The following is a 15,972-nucleotide window of genomic DNA, read 5'->3' as shown; positions in this document are numbered from 1 at the left end:
TTATTTCTTGCTCCAGTTCGCGGGACGTTTTTCCAGAAAGGCACCGACACCTTCGCGGCCCTCGTCGCTTGCGCGTTGATCGGCAATGCGTTGGGCGGTGTCATCAATCACGGAATCTGAAATCGGTTTGTTGGCGACGGCATAAATCAGGTTCTTGGCGGCATGCATTGCGTTTGGCCCATTGGCCAGCAGGATATTTGCCATTTCCTGTCCACGGGCAGTCAGTTCATCGGTTGTGGTGAGTTCATGTACCAGCCCAATCTGCTGGGCGGTCTTGGCATCAAATCGCTCGGCGGTCAGGAAATAACGCCGCGCGTGATTAACCCCGATGGCCTCAACAACATAAGGCGAAATCACCGCCGGGATCAGGCCCAGCTTGACTTCGGACAGGCAGAAACTGGCACGATCGGACGCGATCACAATGTCACAGCACGCTGCCAGACCAACCCCGCCGCCAAAGGCTGCCCCGTTGACAAGTGCAATGGTCGGCTTTGAGGCAAAATTCAAAACCTTCATCAGTTTGGCGAGCGCGCGGGAGTCAGCAAGGTTTTCCGCATGGCTATAGCCCGCCATACGCTTCATCCAGTTCAGATCCGCCCCGGCCGAAAAGCTTTTGCCAGCCCCGGTCAGGATGATCACGCGGACCGCCGGATCGGCATCAAGGGCCTCGATCTTGGCGGTCAGATCGTTGATCAGGATATCATCAAATGCATTGTGAATTTCGGGCCGGTTCAACGTGATGGTCGCAACACCATTGGCGGCGATTTCACACCGGGCGGCATCAGAAATGTTATCGGTGTTTACATTGCTCATGACGGCCTCACATTCTGAACACGCCAAACCGGGTTTCTTCGACCGGTTTGTTGAGTGCGGCAGACAGGCCAAGGCCAAGCACCATGCGGGTATCAGCCGGATCAATCACGCCATCATCCCAAAGGCGGGCGGATGCGTAATAGGGGTGGCCTTGTTCCTCGTATTGATCGCGGATCGGGGCCTTGAATGCCTCCTGCTCGGCTTCTGGCCAGTTTTCGCCGCGCTTTTCGGCGGCATCGGCGCGAATTTGCGTCAAAACGTTTGCGGCCTGTTCGCCGCCCATGACGGAAATACGGGCATTTGGCCACATCCACAGGAAGCGCGGGCTGTATGCGCGACCACACATGCCATAGTTGCCTGCACCAAAGGACCCACCGATCAGGACTGTGAATTTCGGCACATTGGCGGTGGCAACAGCGGTGACAAGTTTCGCACCATCCTTTGCAATGCCGCCGCTTTCATATTTGCGGCCAATCATGAAGCCGGTGATGTTTTGCAGAAACACCAGCGGAATGCCGCGTTGTGCGCAAAGCTCGATGAAATGCGCCCCCTTAAGCGCGCTTTCGGAAAACAGGATGCCATTATTGGCAATGATGCCGACCGGATAGCCAAAGATTCGCGCAAAGCCTGTAACAAGTGTCGTCCCGTACTGTGCCTTGAACTCATCAAAGTCGGATCCATCAACGATGCGGGCAATGATTTCACGCACGTCATAGGGCTTCTTGGTGTCGGTTGGAACCACGCCATAAATCTCGCGCGGGTCATAGGCCGGTGCGCGTGGTTCGGTCAAAGTCAGGCCGGGGTTCTTGGCCCAATTGAGGTTCTTGACGATATCGCGCGCAATCGAAAGCGCATGACTGTCATCCTGGGCATAATGATCGGTTACACCGGATGTTTTGCAGTGAACATCAGCGCCACCAAGGTCTTCGGCCGAGACGACTTCACCGGTAGCGGCCTTCACCAGCGGCGGACCGCCGAGGAAGATCGTGCCTTGTTTGCGGACAATGATGCTTTCATCCGACATCGCCGGGACATAGGCACCACCCGCCGTGCAGGACCCCATGACAACCGCGATTTGCGGGATGCCCTTGGACGACATGGTTGCCTGGTTAAAGAAGATGCGTCCGAAATGGTCGCGATCCGGGAACACATCATCCTGACGGGGCAGGTTGGCCCCGCCGCTATCGACCAGATAGATGCAGGGCAGGTTGTTTTCGAGTGCGATTTCCTGTGCGCGAAGATGCTTCTTCACCGTCATCGGGTAGTAGGAACCACCCTTGACCGTGGCATCATTGGCGACAATCACGCATTCAACGCCTGAAACACGGCCGATGCCGGTAATGATGCCGGCTGCCGGAACGTCTTCATCGCCATACATGCCATGTGCGGCAAGCTGCGAGAGTTCCAGAAACGGGGAGCCGACATCAAGAAGCTGGCGAATGCGTTCACGCGGCAGCAATTTGCCCCGACCTGTATGACGATCACGGGCGCGTTCACCGCCGCCCAGTTTGACCGCAGCGATTTGATCGCGCAAATCCGCAACCAGCTTTTCCATATGCTCGGCATTGTTGCGGAATTCTTCGGAACGGGCGTTCACCGCAGATTTCAGTACCGTCATCGTCCGTTTTCACCGTTTTTTTGTTATGGGCAAATCGGCCCGCGTGCAGGGTGTTTATGGCTGTTGTTATCGGTGAAGTTTACGTAAACGTCAATATTAAATCGGTATTTCAGTACCGAAATTAACTATATGCTATCAAATCACCCATAGCGTTTAGCGCATATGGGTTGTTTGCAGACGACCAGTGGTCGCCATAAAATCGCAGCCGATCCTTATTTTGATCGATCTTGTCTTGGGAATGCGGGCGAAAAAATAATGTCATACCGGACTTTGATCTGTTTGGTTTTGTGTTCATGTGTTGCTGTGGTTTTCGGGCAAAGGCCAGCGCACGCGCAAGACACACTGCACGAAATTCATTGGCTTAAGGCAGATGTGCCGCCGATTGGCATTGGCAGTGGGCCGTTGGCGGGCAAGGGGCTTCATGGCGGGATCCTTGATATATTGTTCGGTGCGTCGCTTGATCCCGACATGGTGAAGGGGCATGCCAATATGGCGCGATTGTTTGCCCTGATGAAAACGGGAAACTACTGCGTACCCGGACTGATCCGGACGGCTGAGCGCGAAGAAGTTGTCTATTTTTCCAATCAGCCAAGTGCGGTGCTTGAAAGCAGTCACCTGGTGTATTCGCCGGATAACCGAAAGCTTCGTGAGGCGATTGATGACAAGGTCTCGCTGGCGCAATTGCTTGACGCGGGTTTTGTCGTCGGAATCGGGGCGGGCATTTCGTATGGCGAAGAAACAGACAGGATCATCCAGCGCTATTCAAACTCAGACAGCGTTGTTCGGCATCCCACGCCCAATTTCCTGGCGCCCATGTTGTCGATGATTGAAATGAAACGTGTCGGCTTTTCGCTGGCACCACCGTGGGCGTTGACGTGGTTTCTGGTCAATCAGAAGAACGGTCTTGGTGGCGATAGTGCCCCGATGATCGTCACCCACCCATTCCGCGAGGCATCAGAAAAAATTAATTACCACGTGGTTTGCACCAAGAATGATTGGGGCAAGAAAGCGGTCGCCATGATCGACGAAGTGCTTGCACGCGATGATATCCGCCAAGCTCTTGCACGTAATGCGCAAACCTGGTTGTCGACCACGAAAGTGCAAGAAAAAGTCGTTAAGTAGAAAGGCTGATCTGCGCCTTCCAGAAGAGCTCATCTTCTGTCTACGACGACATTTGGTGGGGGCTAGTGCCCGGGGTTGTCTGTTGTGCTGCCAAGTGTCAGTTTGCGCAGTGAAATCCACTGGGCGAGTTGATCGATCCGGTCATTCCCGAAGAAAGGTTCGTCCTCGTAGAAGAAGAAGGGCGATCCAAAGGCACCCATCTTGATCGCGTCCTCGGTGACAGCGCGGACATGGTCTTTCCATTTCTGGGATTCGACGGCGGCACGCATTTCGGATGCATTGATGGAATGGCGGGTTGCGGCGGCAAAAACATTTTCCGGGTTGGACATATCAAGCCCGTCGGCAAAATAGCCGCGATAGATGTCCTTGGCGAACTTGCGCGCCAGCATCGGAGATCGCGATTCCAGCCAGTAATAGGCCCGGGTTGGAACCAGTGCCGCGTAGGGGAAGTTATTGGGGATTTGGAACGGAATGTTTTGCAGGCGTGCGCAGCGTTCCATGTCGTGACGGAAATAAGTACCGCGGATCGGCTGATCCAGAAGCGGGCTTTGTCCTGTCTGTTTGAAGGCAGCGCCAATCATGAAGGGGCGCCAGACGACCGTGACGCCATGGCGTTTTTCGAAGTCTTCCATCCGCTCGGCGGCAAGATAGCCGTAAGGTGACGAGAAATCGAAGTAGAAGCTGACTTCAGACATGTTCCTGCACCCGTTTTCCGTTTTGTTTTAACCAACAACTTTTTCAGCAGATCTGATGTCTGCTTTGATGGATGCGATTTTGATCTATTAAGTTGTTGCGAATCAACAAAAAAAGAAAATCAGGGAATGACGATGCCGGGCCGGACTTTTACTTCTTCCATCACGACATATGTATGAGTCTGACCGACACCCTGAACAGAAGACAGCCGTTCAAGGAACTCGCGATAGGCATACATGTCCTCGACCCGAAGTTTCGCAAGATAGTCAAAGCCACCCGCGACCATATGGCATTCTTCGATTTCAGGGAGCTTCTTGATCGCAGCGGCGAATACGTCAAAGACGTCAGGTGTGGTACGATCAAGAGTGATTTCAACGAAGACCACAAGTGACTGGTTAAGCTTGCGCGGATCCAGTGTCGCCATATAGCCGGTGATAAAGCCGTTTTGCTCAAGGCGGCGCACGCGTTCCAGACAGGGTGTCGGGCTCAGATTAACCCGGCGTGATAGCTCCACATTGGACATGCGGCCATCGTTCTGAAGTTCGCGGAGGATCTGTTTGTCGATCTTGTCCAGGCTCTTGTGGTTCTTCTGCATTTTAAGCGTCCAGCCAGTATTTGTGACTATGCGAAGGTAAAAATCGTGGATGATATATCGTATTTTAGCCAAAAATGGCAGCACATTTTTCGGATGAAATAATATTGTCTGTCGCCATAGAGGTGCAAAAGGCCCCGAAGCGCCTGAAATAATGTGCGTTCTTCGGGATCGGCAAAGTCCAACATCAGGGAGAGGCTTTTAAACATGTTCCGTACCGAACTGCCGCAACCGAATGAAATCCGCCAGACGATCCGTGACACATATCGCGCCGATGAAGAGGCCGTTGTTGAACGCCTGATCGAAACAGCGCGTCTTTCCCCGGAACAGACCGCGCGCGTTCAAAACCGCGCCTATCAACTGGTTGCCCGCGTGCGCAGCGCCGATAACGGCAAAAGCGGCATTGATGCCCTGCTGCATGAATACGAGCTGTCGAGCAAGGAAGGCGTCATCCTGATGTGCCTGGCCGAGGCATTGCTGCGTGTGCCCGATGCGGTGACTGCCGACAAGCTTATTCAGGACAAGCTTTTTGATGCCGACTGGCAAAGCCATCTCGGCCATTCCGATAGCTTCTTTGTCAATGCATCGACCTGGGGGCTGATGCTGACCGGGCGGGTGATCAAGTTCGGCAAAGCGGAAAAGGCCGATCCGGGTCGCCTGATCAAACGCATGATCGGCCGTTCGGGGGAGCCGGTCATTCGCAAGGCATTCAACCATGCGATGCGGATCATGGGTCGCCAGTTCGTGATGGGCCGCACCATTGACGAGGCCGCCGAGCGCGCCAAGGCGAATGAAGAAAAAGGCTATCGCTATTCCTATGACATGCTGGGCGAAGCCGCCCGGACGATGAAAGATGCCGATCGTTATTACAAGGCATATGAAACCGCCATTCATGATATCGGGCGCGTTGCCAATGGGCGTGGTCCGATTGACAGTCCGGGCATCTCGGTCAAGCTTTCAGCGATCCATCCGCGCTATGACTTTGCCAACTATGACCGCGTGATGAACGAGTTGACCCCGCGGCTTAAGGAACTGGCGCTTCTGGCGAAGAAATACGATATCGGCTTTACCGTCGATGCCGAGGAAGCCAACCGTCTTGACCTGTCGCTTGATGTCATCGGCACTGTTTTTGCCGACCCGGACCTTGATGGCTGGGAAGGCTATGGTCTGGCGGTTCAGGCCTATCAGAAACGTGCCTATCACGTTCTGGAATGGCTGGCCGATCTGTCGACCAAGGTCGGGCGCAAGATGATGGTCCGCCTTGTGAAGGGGGCCTATTGGGATACAGAAGTCAAGTTTAGTCAGGAAAACGGTTTTGACGGCTATCCGGTCTTTACCCGCAAGGCATCGACCGATGTGTCCTATCTGGCGTGTGCGAAATATATGCTGTCGCGCCGCGATGCATTTTATTGCCAGTTTGCCAGCCACAATGCCCACACGGTGGCATCGGTTCTGGAAATGGCGGGTAATGACCGCACCTTTGAATTCCAGCGTCTGCATGGCATGGGCGAAGCACTTTACGAGCAGATCGTCGACAAGAACGGCGAAAACGTTCCGTGCCGCGTCTATGCGCCGGTTGGCACCCATGAAGACCTTCTGGCCTATCTGGTGCGTCGTCTGTTGGAAAACGGTGCAAACACCAGTTTTGTGAACCGTATTCAGGATGAACAGCTGCCGATTGAGGAAATGATCGCCGATCCGATCGAAAAGATGGCGGCGCTCCCACGTAAAGGCCATCCGAAGATCCCGGCACCGATTGACCTTTATGGTGCAAGTCGCGTCAACTCGCGCGGGCTTGACCTGACCGATACGCAAAAGCTGTTGCCGCTCAGTGCCAAGCTTGCCGAGATCAAGAACAAGACCTGGAACGCTGCCCCGCTGATCGATGGCAAACTTGTTTCGGGCACCCCGATTGATGTCATCAACCCGGCCAAGCTTGATGAGAAGGTCGGTGACCTTGTGCAGGCGACCGAGGCCGATATTGACGCCGCCGTTGTGGCCGCCCTTAAGGGTTATGAAACCTGGAACAAGACAGCGGCAGGTGAACGCGCGACGGCACTGCGTCGTCTGGGTGATCTGCTTGAAGAAAACATGGACGAGTTCATCGCGCTCTGTCAGCGCGAAGCCGGCAAGCTTTATTCCGATGGCGTTGCCGAGGTGCGTGAGGCCGTCGATTTCTGCCGTTATTATGCCAACCGCGCCGAGGAAACTTTCCGCGAAGGCAGTCCGCTTGAAGGCCGGGGTGTGATTGTTTGCATCAGCCCGTGGAACTTCCCGCTTGCGATCTTCCTCGGTCAGGTGACCGCGGCACTGGCAGCAGGAAATGCTGTGATTGCCAAACCGGCAGAGCAGACTTCACTGATCGCTGCCCGTGCGGCAGAACTGATCCTTGAGGCGGGCGTTCCAGGTTCGGCATTCCAACTGGTGCCGGGGCCGGGGCGTGTGATTGGTAATCAGCTGATCAATGATCCGCGCATTGCCGGTGTCGCCTTTACCGGGTCCACCGAAACCGCACAGGTGATCAACCAGGCGCTGGCAAAACGCCCAGGCGTTCCGTTGCCACTGATTGCCGAGACCGGTGGTCAGAACGCGATGATCGTTGATTCGACCGCACTGCCCGAACAGGTCGTGCAGGACGCAATCATTTCCGGTTTCCAGTCAGCCGGTCAGCGTTGCTCGGCCCTGCGTGTGCTGTTTGTTCAGGAAGACATTGCCGACAAGCTTTGTGAAATGCTGGTCGGTGCGATGAAGGAACTGCGCGTTGGTGATCCGAAGTTCCTTGATATCGATGTCGGTCCGGTGATTGACGAAAAATCGCGCAAGGTTCTTGAAGCCCATGCCGAACGCATGAAGAAAGAAGCCAAGCTTCTGCATGCCTGCGACATGCTTCCGGAATGCAAAGGGGGTAACTTCTTTGCACCGCATTGCTTTGAAATCCCGTCGATCAATGTGCTTGAACGCGAAGTGTTTGGCCCGGTTGTTCATGTGGTGCGCTATAAGGCGCGCGATCTGCCCAAGATCCTTGATCAGATCAATGCATCGGGTTATGGCCTGACCCTTGGTATTCATTCCCGTATTGATACCACCGTGCGCGAAATTTCGCAGAAATTGCGTGTTGGCAACTGCTATGTAAACCGTAACCAGATCGGTGCGGTGGTCGGTGTCCAGCCGTTTGGCGGGCAGGGTAAATCGGGGACCGGTCCAAAGGCCGGTGGTCCGCACTACGTCGAACGTTTTGCCAAGCCGATTGCGAAGGCAAATAGCATTTCGAATGATGACGTGTCAGACGATCGCGCACCGATCATCGTCAAGGATGTGATTGCGACCAGCGAATATGCAGCGATGCTGGCGGCCCAGGAAGAATGGCAGGCAACCGATGGCAATGCGCGCGTGACCATCCTTGAAAAGCTGTCGGCCAAGATGGATGCATCGGGTAATGATGCTCTGATGGCGGGGGCCGATCATGTGGCGAACTTTGCCGCCCTTTCGGAAAACGGCTTTGTCGCACCAACCCGGATGCCCGGGCCGACCGGTGAAACCAACGACCTGTATTGTCAGGGCCGTGGTGTTTACCTGATCCAGGCCGACAAGGACGCCGAACCGGCAAAAATCATCCGCCATCTGGGGGCCGCCCTTGCCGCGGGCAATGCGGTGATCCTTGCGGGTGATCAGAAATGGCTTGCCGATATTCCGACATTGGCTCAGCAGGCAGGCCTTCCGACCAAGCTGGTCAAGGCGGTTGGCACCAATACTGGTCTGGGTGCGATGTATGATGGTGATATTGCCGGGGTATCGTGCGTGGCATCGCTTGATCGCGTGACGTCGTTCAAGCAGCTTTTGGCTAAGCGCGATGGCGCGATCCTGTCGCTGATTTCCGATAGCGGGGCCGAGGATGACGGTGCACTGCCTGATGAGGCATTCCTGCATCGCTTTGCCACTGAAAAGACAATCACGATCAACACCACGGCGGCGGGCGGTAACGCATCGCTGATGTCGATGGAAGAAGATTGATCTGCCAGATGGGCCTATCAGATGGACCGGGACGAAATTCCCGGTCCATTTTCTTTTCATTCATTCGTGATCTCTGATGTAGGATGTGCTCGCCTGAATTCAGTCGGGCTTTTTTTCGTCAAAATTGGCTGCAATAGCTATTGGTCGGAACAGTTGACGTCCTGCGGCGTTTGAACTGACGCAAGAAGATTGACCCATGTCAGGCAGGCATGAACAAGGAGAACAGGAATGATCAAGGTAAACCGCAGCATTGGCCGTGTTCTGAAAACGGTATCGGTATGTGCGCTGCTGGCGGTGCCGCTGGCGGCCTGCGGACCGCTGCAAATGCCGTTGGAAGACCGCACCGGCAATGATCAGTGGCAAGATACCCAGATCAAATCCGGCATCCTTGGCGAGTTCTCCAAGGTCGATCACACCTATCTGATGGATGTGAATATCGACATCTGGGAACAGAATGTCATGGTCACCGGCATGGTGGACTCCAAGGGCAAGTATTACGACGTCATGTCGCTGGTCAAACAGGATAACCGGATCAAAACGGTGTATGACCATCTGGTGATTGCCGATCAGGAAACGATTGATGCCTATCACCGGGCCGAAGATGAATACGGCAAGAACGCCGTTCCGACCGATTCGGCAACCCAGTCCGTGTCCGACGTCTGGATCGAAAGCCAGATCAAGGCATTGTTATTGGCCGAAAAAGGTGTGAGCTCCGTCAACTATCGTTGGCAGTCGGTGCAGAATGTCGTCTACATCATGGGCGAAGCACAAAGCGATGCAGAGCTTGAAAAGGTGCTTTCTATCGTGCGCCGGATCAAAGGTGTGACCAAGGTCGTTAGCCACATCGCAAAGGCCTGATCACTTTTATCGCCTTGTGATAAAATAGTTTTTCGACAATTCCCCGCAGGCGTTCGGCCTTGCGGGGAATTTTTTTGTCCGGGTTTGTTGCAAAAGTGTTTGAAAACCATTCGCATTTATCTTAGAGGTGGCGATACGTAATTAATAACTGATTGCAATCGCACCATGTATGTCTGCATTTGTAATGCGCTCAAGGAAAAAGACGTCCGCCGTGCCGCCGAGCAGGGCGGGGCGACACGTCCGGCGGAAGTTTTCCGTTTCCATGGTTGCGCGCCGCAATGTGGCAAATGCGCCTGCCACATGCGCGCAGAACTGCTTCAGGCCAAGACCTGCGGTAATTGCGATTGCGATGATGCAGCGGCTGTGACGGCAAATATTGAACCGATTGCCGCCGAGTAAGCTACTTCCAGGCATTCATACAAAACGAAAAAGGCGAAGCCGCATGGGCCTCGCCTTTGTTGTTTGTGGCTGATGCTGCTTGATCAGCACCGTTACTTTTTCAGGCCAAAGCGTTCCTCGGCGAGGCGATCGGCGACAAAGCCGGTCGACAGGCTCTGTTGCTTGGCGCGTTCAAAAATCTCGCGCACGGTTTCGCCAATGCCTTGAATATGCATGTTGGTTTCGGCAACCGTTTTGCCTTCGCGGCAATAATAGACTTCGATGACACCGCCGGCATTGATCACGTAATCCGGGGCATACAAAATTCCGGCTTCGCGTAACATCTCGCCGTGGCGATCATCTTCAAGCTGGTTATTGGCTGCACCGGCAATCACGCCAACCTTGAGTTCCTCGATAGTACGATCGTTGATCACCCCGCCAAGGGCACAAGGGGCAAGGATATCGGCATCAACCGACAGGATTTTATCAACCGGAACTGCGGTTGCGCCAAATTCCATGGCGGCGGCCTTCATGCTGGCGGCATTCAGGTCCGCAACAATCAGCTTGGCCCCGGCGGCATGCAGCATCCGGCAGAGGTGATAGCCGACATGCCCCAGACCCTGCACCGCGACCCGCATGCCCGCAAGGTCGTCGCTGCCATGTTTGAAGCGCACCGCTTCCTTAAGCCCGATGAAAACGCCATAGGCGGTAAAGGGGGATGGATCACCGGTGCGCTCCGGATCTTTGCCGTCATTGATGCCACCGACATGCTTGGTCTGGCTTGCGATATGACCCATGTCTTCGGGGCTGGTGCCGACATCCTCGGCAACGATATAGCGCCCGCCAAGTTGCTCGACAGCGCGACCCATCGCGCGGAAGAATTCTGGCGTCTTTTGACTGCGTGGATCACCAATGATGACCGACTTGCCGCCGCCAAGCGGAAGGTTGGCGAGGGCGGATTTGTAAGTCATGCCGCGCGACAGGCGCAAAACATCATGAATGGCGTCCTGTTCGCTGGCATAGGGCCACATGCGACAGCCGCCAAGTGACGGGCCAAGGTTGGTGTTGTGAACCGCGATGATTGTTTTCAGGCCGGTGGTTTTGTCGCTGGCAAAGACGACCTGTTCGTGGTCATCAAAGGCGATATCGGAAAAGACGTTCATCCTCTTGCAGCCTCCTGGCAGCATCATTTTTCTGGTGCAGGCTGTTTCCTGCTTATCCCTTTATGTTTGATGCATCGGGCGTTGGATCAATTTCTAATTCCGCGAATGTGCAAAAAAGATCGTTTCGGTTGAGGGGCTGCTTTGGTGTGGAATTATGCGGAGTTTGCCAAAGCTGCATTGTAATTTTATTGCGCGCGCTGTGCGCTGCAGCATCTTCGCTGTTTGAAGGCAGGCGGCATTTTCGATCCGACCGAGATTCTTTTGTGGTCGAAATTGGTCGGTTTCAACCTGGCTTTTATGGTGCAGTGCACTTGCGGCGATTTGTCCTGAATCAGGGCATTCGTCATGCGCCTATGCCAAATTCGCACTTGAAACCGGAGCAATTAATCTGGAAATATCAATTAACCGGATAATTTACGGCTCGTTAAGGTGCGAAACGTAGACTCACGGTTGGGTGTCTTGTGATTGAGATTCCCGGTTCAGGACAGGTTGGCGTCTGGGCGGCGCCAGCGAACAAAATATAAGGAGAGCGGCGGATATGTCTGCATTCACAGGCCATCGCCAAACCGTATTTGAAGTTGAACTGCACAATCAGGCTGTGCGCGAATGTGTCAAAGAGAACCGATCCCACGACCTCTTTGATGACCGCTGGGCTGATGTTCAAACTCATGAAGTTGCGGCCAGCGACGAAACCAAGGCCCTTGCCATGATCGAAAATAGCTATCCGTCAGAAGATGGTTTCGTTGTCGATCACGTCAAACGCCTAGGATAACAGTCACCAAACATATTCGAAAAAAAAGCGTGGTCAGCTTTGCTGCCACGCTTTTTTTCTGAGCTGAACCTGCACAACAATGCAGGCTTCATCGGGGCGATTTGGCCTATGACCTCAGCTTGCCCAGCATTTCCCGCCCCTTGGCAACGGCAAATTTCTGTGCCTGCGAGAAGGTCGGGTTTGGCGGCATGATCAGGGCGTCAGGGTCAACCGGGACCTGAATGACGGTTGGCTTCTTGCTTGCAAACGCTTGTGACAGCGCGCTTGAGAGCTCCTTGGTGTTTTCCGCACGCAGGCCAAGACAGCCACAGGCCTGGGCAATGGCCGCCATATCCGGGTTCTTAAAGGCGATTGCATGTTCCGGCAGACCTTTGGCTTCCTGTTCCAGTGCGATGAAGCCAAGCTTGCTGTTGTCAAAGACGACCACCGTGATCGGCAGGTCGTATTCGGCAGCAGTCAAAAGTTCACCCATCAGCATGTTGAATGCGCCGTCACCCGCAATGGCGACCACCTGACGATCAGGATAGGCAAGCTGCGCGCCATTTGCCCCGGAAAGGGCAAAGGCCATCGTGCCGAGCCCGGATGACAGGGTGAAACGCTGGTTACGTTTTACCCGCAAATGCCGCGCGGCCCAGGCCGTGGTCGTTCCGGTATCAATCAGGAAAATGGCATCATCGGCGGCATGGTCTCCGATTGCGGACATGACACTTGCGGGGTGAAGCGGGCTTTTGTCGGACTTCTCGATCTTTGACCAATCGTCTTGCTGATCCTTGACCTTGTCGATCCAGTGTTTGCGCTGCGTTTCGGTGTCTTTGGGCGTGACGCGATCAAGAAGGCCCTGCACCGATAGCTTGGCACTGCCGATCAACGGGGCATCAATATCAAGCCGTTTGCCGATTTGGCTGCGATTGCTATCGATCTGGATGGTTTTGGCTTCTTTGGGGAAAAATTCCTGATAGGGGAAATCCGCTCCGATGATGCACAGCAAATCGCAATCTTCGACAGAATCCTGCCCCGGTTTGCCACCCAAAAGGCCCAGCCCACCAATGCAAATGGGATCGTCGTCATCAAGCCAGTCTTTGGCACGCAGGGTTCTTACGATCGGTGCATCAATCCGGTGCGCCAGATCAAAGATCTCCTTTGCTGCCCCAGCACCACCGATACCGGCAAGAATGACGGGCTTTGATGCCTGATCAATCAGTTTGGCAGCGTGATCAAGGTTCTCGCTGGACGGGGAAACTTCACGGGTTGCCAGCAAGGTTGCAATATTGATCGGATCATCCCCGCAATCGGCACTGGCAATATTGTTCGGGATACAGACATGGGCGGGCGCACGATTTTCAATCGCGGCCTTGCAGGCTTCTTTGAGGATACGCGGGGCCTGTGCCGGATCCATGATTGTCTCGGAATAGACGGTGACGTCTTCGAACAGCTTTTTCAGGTCCACTTCCTGATGATACTCGGTGCCGATAAATTCCGAATCAACCTGGCCTGTGATGGCAAGAACCGGGGCATGGTCGTGACGAGCATCATAAAGGCCGTTCAGAAGATGGATAGCACCGCCACCAGCGGTTCCGACACAGCATGAAAGATTGCCGGTCAGTTTTGCCTGTGCGGATGCGGCAAATGCACCACCTTCTTCGTGCCGGACAAGGACGAAATCAATTTCATCCCTGTTTTCGAGGGCAAATGTAATGTCATTGATCGCGTCACCGGGGATGCCAAATACATGTTTGACGCCAAGATCACTCAGTAAATTGATTGCGATATCGGCAACTTTCATGGGGAAACTCCTTGGTTTCAGTCGTGAGAGAGCCGCAAACTACAATCGCATCAACGGCCGGGTTTGATTACGAAAGCCAGAATGCATTCATGGTTTCTGCTACGCGTTTGAACGAAGCAAGATTGGCACCATCGCGATAATTGATGATTTTTCCGTCCGGACTGTTTTCGATGCAGTCTTTGTGAATTTTGGACATGATTTCACGAAGGCGTTTGTCGACGTTTTCCGTATCCCAACTCAGACGTTGCGCATTCTGGCTCTGTTCAAGGCCGCTTACTGCAACGCCGCCAGCATTGGATGCTTTGCCGGGGGCATGGGGGATATTGGCGTTGATGAATACTTCCTGCGCCTTTGCCGTCAGTGGCATGTTCGCGCCGTCACAGAGCATCATCACCTTGTTTTCAACAAGCTGCTTGGCGTCTTGTTCATCAAGCTCGTTCTGGGTTGCGCAGGGCAGGGCGATATCGCACTCAAGCCCCCAGGGGTTCTTGTCTTCAAGGAACTCGGAATTCTTGCCGCCGTCAAATTCTGCCAGCGATTTGCGTTGGTTGTTTTTCCAGTCATCAACCTTATCAAGAAGGTCATTTGTCATGCCATCGGCAAAGTGCATGGTGCCGGAGCTGTCACTCAGACTTATGACCTTGGCTTCAAGTTCTATGGCCTTGCGCGCGGCGTGAAGCGCAACATTTCCTGCGCCACTGATCGCAATGCGTTTGCCTTTGATTTCCTTGTTTTCCTGATCAAGCATGTGACCAAGGAAATAGATGCAGCCATAGCCGGTTGCTTCTGTGCGCCCGGCACTGCCGCCAAAGTGGCATCCTTTCCCGGTCAGCGCACCGGTCCACTTTTGCGTCAGCTTGATATAGTGACCAAAAAGGATGCTGATTTCGCGCCTGCCAACGCCGATGTCCCCGGCGGGCACATCGGTATCTGGCCCGATATGCCGATATAGTTCCTGCATGAATGCCTGACAGAAACGGCCGATTTCCTGCGGGGATTTGTCCTTTGGCGAAAAGTCGGCACCACCTTTTGCCCCGCCCATCGGCAAGCCGGTCAGGCTGTTTTTCAGGGTTTGTTCAAACCCGAGAAACTTGAAGATACTTGTGCTTACCGTTGGGGCAAACCGAAGGCCGCCCTTATAGGGGCCCATCGATTGATTGAACTGAATGCGCCAACCGCGATTGACCTGTATCTGTTGGTCGTCATCTTCCCATGCCACACGAAATTGCAGCACGCGATCCGGTTCCGTGCAGCGTTCAAGAACCGCATTTTTGCGCATCTCGGTTTGATCAAGATACCAACCGGCAATGGAGCCGACGACTTCCTCCACTGCCTGGTGAAATTCCGGCTCGTTCGGTGTCTTGTCCTCAAGCCGGCTCAGGAAGTCTTTTTGAAAATCAGATGCGCTTTGTGTCATTTAAATGCGGGCTTTTTTACTGTTTCTGCTGCTCTGGTTAACGTGCCAGAGGCGAAAAAGTGCCCGCATAATATTTTGTTTTGGTGGTTTTTAAGGTGCGATGGTGCGCTTGATCAGGTGTTTTGTTGCAGCGTTCGTTCAACAAAATCAAGGCGGTCCTGCCCCCAGAACATCTCGTTGCCGACAAAATAGGTTGGCACACCAAAGATGTTACGATCCCGCGCGGACTGGCAGTTCTCGTCATAGATTTTGGCGATCTCTGGCAAGTCGGCATGTTCGAGATATTCCGTCGACAGGCCAGTTGATATCAGGGCCTCGCGCACGGTCGCGGGCAGCGAAACATCACGTTCACGCAGCCAGATATGCCCCATCAGGGTTTCAGTCAAAGCACTGACGTCCTTGCCATCGTCCTGAACGGCGATGATGGTGCGCGCGGCAAGTGTTTCATCGACCGGGAAATGGGTCGGATGCAGATTGATCGGAATGCCGAGATAATCCGACCAGCGTTTCAGTTCAACAAGTCGGTATTCTTGACGCGGTTTCGGGCGTTTCGCCAAAGGCACGCCACCACCATGCTCCCAGACATCGGCTGCCCGGCAGGGTTTATGGATGATTTGCACGCCATGTTTTTTAGCGATGTCGACAACGCGGCGAAACCCGAAAAAAGACCACGGTGATTGCACGAAAAAATAGTGGATGATGGGTTCGGACATATGGGCCTCCTGGCGCCGCGATGCAGATTATGTTTTTGA

Annotated in this window: 13 protein-coding genes; 5 read left to right on the top strand and 8 right to left on the bottom strand. The window is 54.2% G+C overall.

Features of this window, described 5'->3' with window-relative positions; translation table 11 throughout:
- Together AUQ41_RS10195 and AUQ41_RS10190 are read right to left on the bottom strand one after the other, a co-directional pair.
- Entirely contained in the window at positions 1-813 is an 813-nt protein-coding gene (locus AUQ41_RS10195; protein ID WP_063088343.1) for an enoyl-CoA hydratase/isomerase family protein, read from the bottom strand.
- A gap of 7 nt (positions 814-820) precedes the next feature.
- Positions 821-2,431: a carboxyl transferase domain-containing protein gene (locus tag AUQ41_RS10190; protein ID WP_063088342.1), complete on the bottom strand. Its 1,611-nt coding sequence runs from the start codon at positions 2,429-2,431 to the stop codon at positions 821-823.
- Positions 2,432-2,686: 255 nt separating this feature from the next.
- Between AUQ41_RS10190 and AUQ41_RS10185 the strand changes: the two genes are divergently transcribed.
- Positions 2,687-3,553: a hypothetical protein gene (locus AUQ41_RS10185; protein WP_143588771.1), complete on the top strand. Its 867-nt coding sequence runs from the start codon at positions 2,687-2,689 to the stop codon at positions 3,551-3,553.
- A 62-nt stretch (positions 3,554-3,615) separates the two neighbouring features.
- Here the strand turns inward: AUQ41_RS10185 and AUQ41_RS10180 are convergent, their stop codons facing one another.
- Positions 3,616-4,248, bottom strand: coding sequence for a 2-hydroxychromene-2-carboxylate isomerase (locus tag AUQ41_RS10180; RefSeq protein WP_063088340.1), 633 nt, complete (start codon positions 4,246-4,248; stop codon positions 3,616-3,618).
- A gap of 119 nt (positions 4,249-4,367) precedes the next feature.
- Positions 4,368-4,841: an Lrp/AsnC ligand binding domain-containing protein gene (locus tag AUQ41_RS10175; RefSeq protein WP_008890579.1), complete on the bottom strand. Its 474-nt coding sequence runs from the start codon at positions 4,839-4,841 to the stop codon at positions 4,368-4,370.
- 204 nt (positions 4,842-5,045) lie between these two features.
- Here AUQ41_RS10175 and putA point away from each other — a divergent pair, with 204 nt between their 5' ends.
- The 3 genes from putA to AUQ41_RS10155 all read left to right on the top strand — a co-directional run bounded on the left by putA (position 5,046) and on the right by AUQ41_RS10155 (position 10,106).
- On the top strand, positions 5,046-8,849 hold the full coding sequence (gene putA, locus AUQ41_RS10165) for a bifunctional proline dehydrogenase/L-glutamate gamma-semialdehyde dehydrogenase PutA (protein WP_063088338.1): 3,804 nt from the start codon (positions 5,046-5,048) through the stop codon (positions 8,847-8,849).
- 228 nt (positions 8,850-9,077) lie between these two features.
- Positions 9,078-9,707 (top strand): BON domain-containing protein, encoded by a 630-nt coding sequence (locus AUQ41_RS10160; protein WP_063088337.1) that lies wholly within the window; start codon positions 9,078-9,080, stop codon positions 9,705-9,707.
- 165 nt (positions 9,708-9,872) lie between these two features.
- On the top strand, positions 9,873-10,106 hold the full coding sequence (locus tag AUQ41_RS10155) for a bacterioferritin-associated ferredoxin (RefSeq protein WP_063088336.1): 234 nt from the start codon (positions 9,873-9,875) through the stop codon (positions 10,104-10,106).
- A gap of 92 nt (positions 10,107-10,198) precedes the next feature.
- Here AUQ41_RS10155 and AUQ41_RS10150 read toward each other — a convergent pair whose 3' ends face one another.
- The gene (locus tag AUQ41_RS10150) at positions 10,199-11,248 is read right to left on the bottom strand and encodes a Glu/Leu/Phe/Val dehydrogenase dimerization domain-containing protein (protein ID WP_063088335.1); all 1,050 of its coding nucleotides are present in this window, start codon (positions 11,246-11,248) and stop codon (positions 10,199-10,201) included.
- A gap of 538 nt (positions 11,249-11,786) precedes the next feature.
- On the opposite strand from AUQ41_RS10150, the gene AUQ41_RS10145 reads away from it, so the two are divergent.
- The gene (locus AUQ41_RS10145; protein ID WP_063088334.1) at positions 11,787-12,020 is read left to right on the top strand and encodes a hypothetical protein; all 234 of its coding nucleotides are present in this window, start codon (positions 11,787-11,789) and stop codon (positions 12,018-12,020) included.
- A gap of 106 nt (positions 12,021-12,126) precedes the next feature.
- On the opposite strand, the gene AUQ41_RS10140 is transcribed toward AUQ41_RS10145, so the two are convergent.
- From AUQ41_RS10140 to AUQ41_RS10130, 3 genes are all read right to left on the bottom strand, one after another.
- Positions 12,127-13,803, bottom strand: a complete 1,677-nt coding sequence (locus AUQ41_RS10140) for a thiamine pyrophosphate-dependent enzyme (RefSeq protein WP_063088333.1) — start codon at positions 13,801-13,803, stop codon at positions 12,127-12,129.
- A 67-nt stretch (positions 13,804-13,870) separates the two neighbouring features.
- Positions 13,871-15,220, bottom strand: coding sequence for an NADP-specific glutamate dehydrogenase (gdhA, locus tag AUQ41_RS10135; RefSeq protein WP_063088332.1), 1,350 nt, complete (start codon positions 15,218-15,220; stop codon positions 13,871-13,873).
- A gap of 113 nt (positions 15,221-15,333) precedes the next feature.
- Positions 15,334-15,933: a 2-hydroxychromene-2-carboxylate isomerase gene (locus tag AUQ41_RS10130; RefSeq protein WP_063088331.1), complete on the bottom strand. Its 600-nt coding sequence runs from the start codon at positions 15,931-15,933 to the stop codon at positions 15,334-15,336.
- Between the last annotated feature and the right edge of the window lie 39 nt (positions 15,934-15,972).

Source organism: Thalassospira sp. MCCC 1A02898, from assembly GCF_001618185.1.
In the GTDB taxonomy this organism is placed as follows: Bacteria; Pseudomonadota; Alphaproteobacteria; order Rhodospirillales; family Thalassospiraceae; genus Thalassospira; species Thalassospira tepidiphila.
This window is presented reverse-complemented; position numbering and strand designations above follow the sequence as displayed.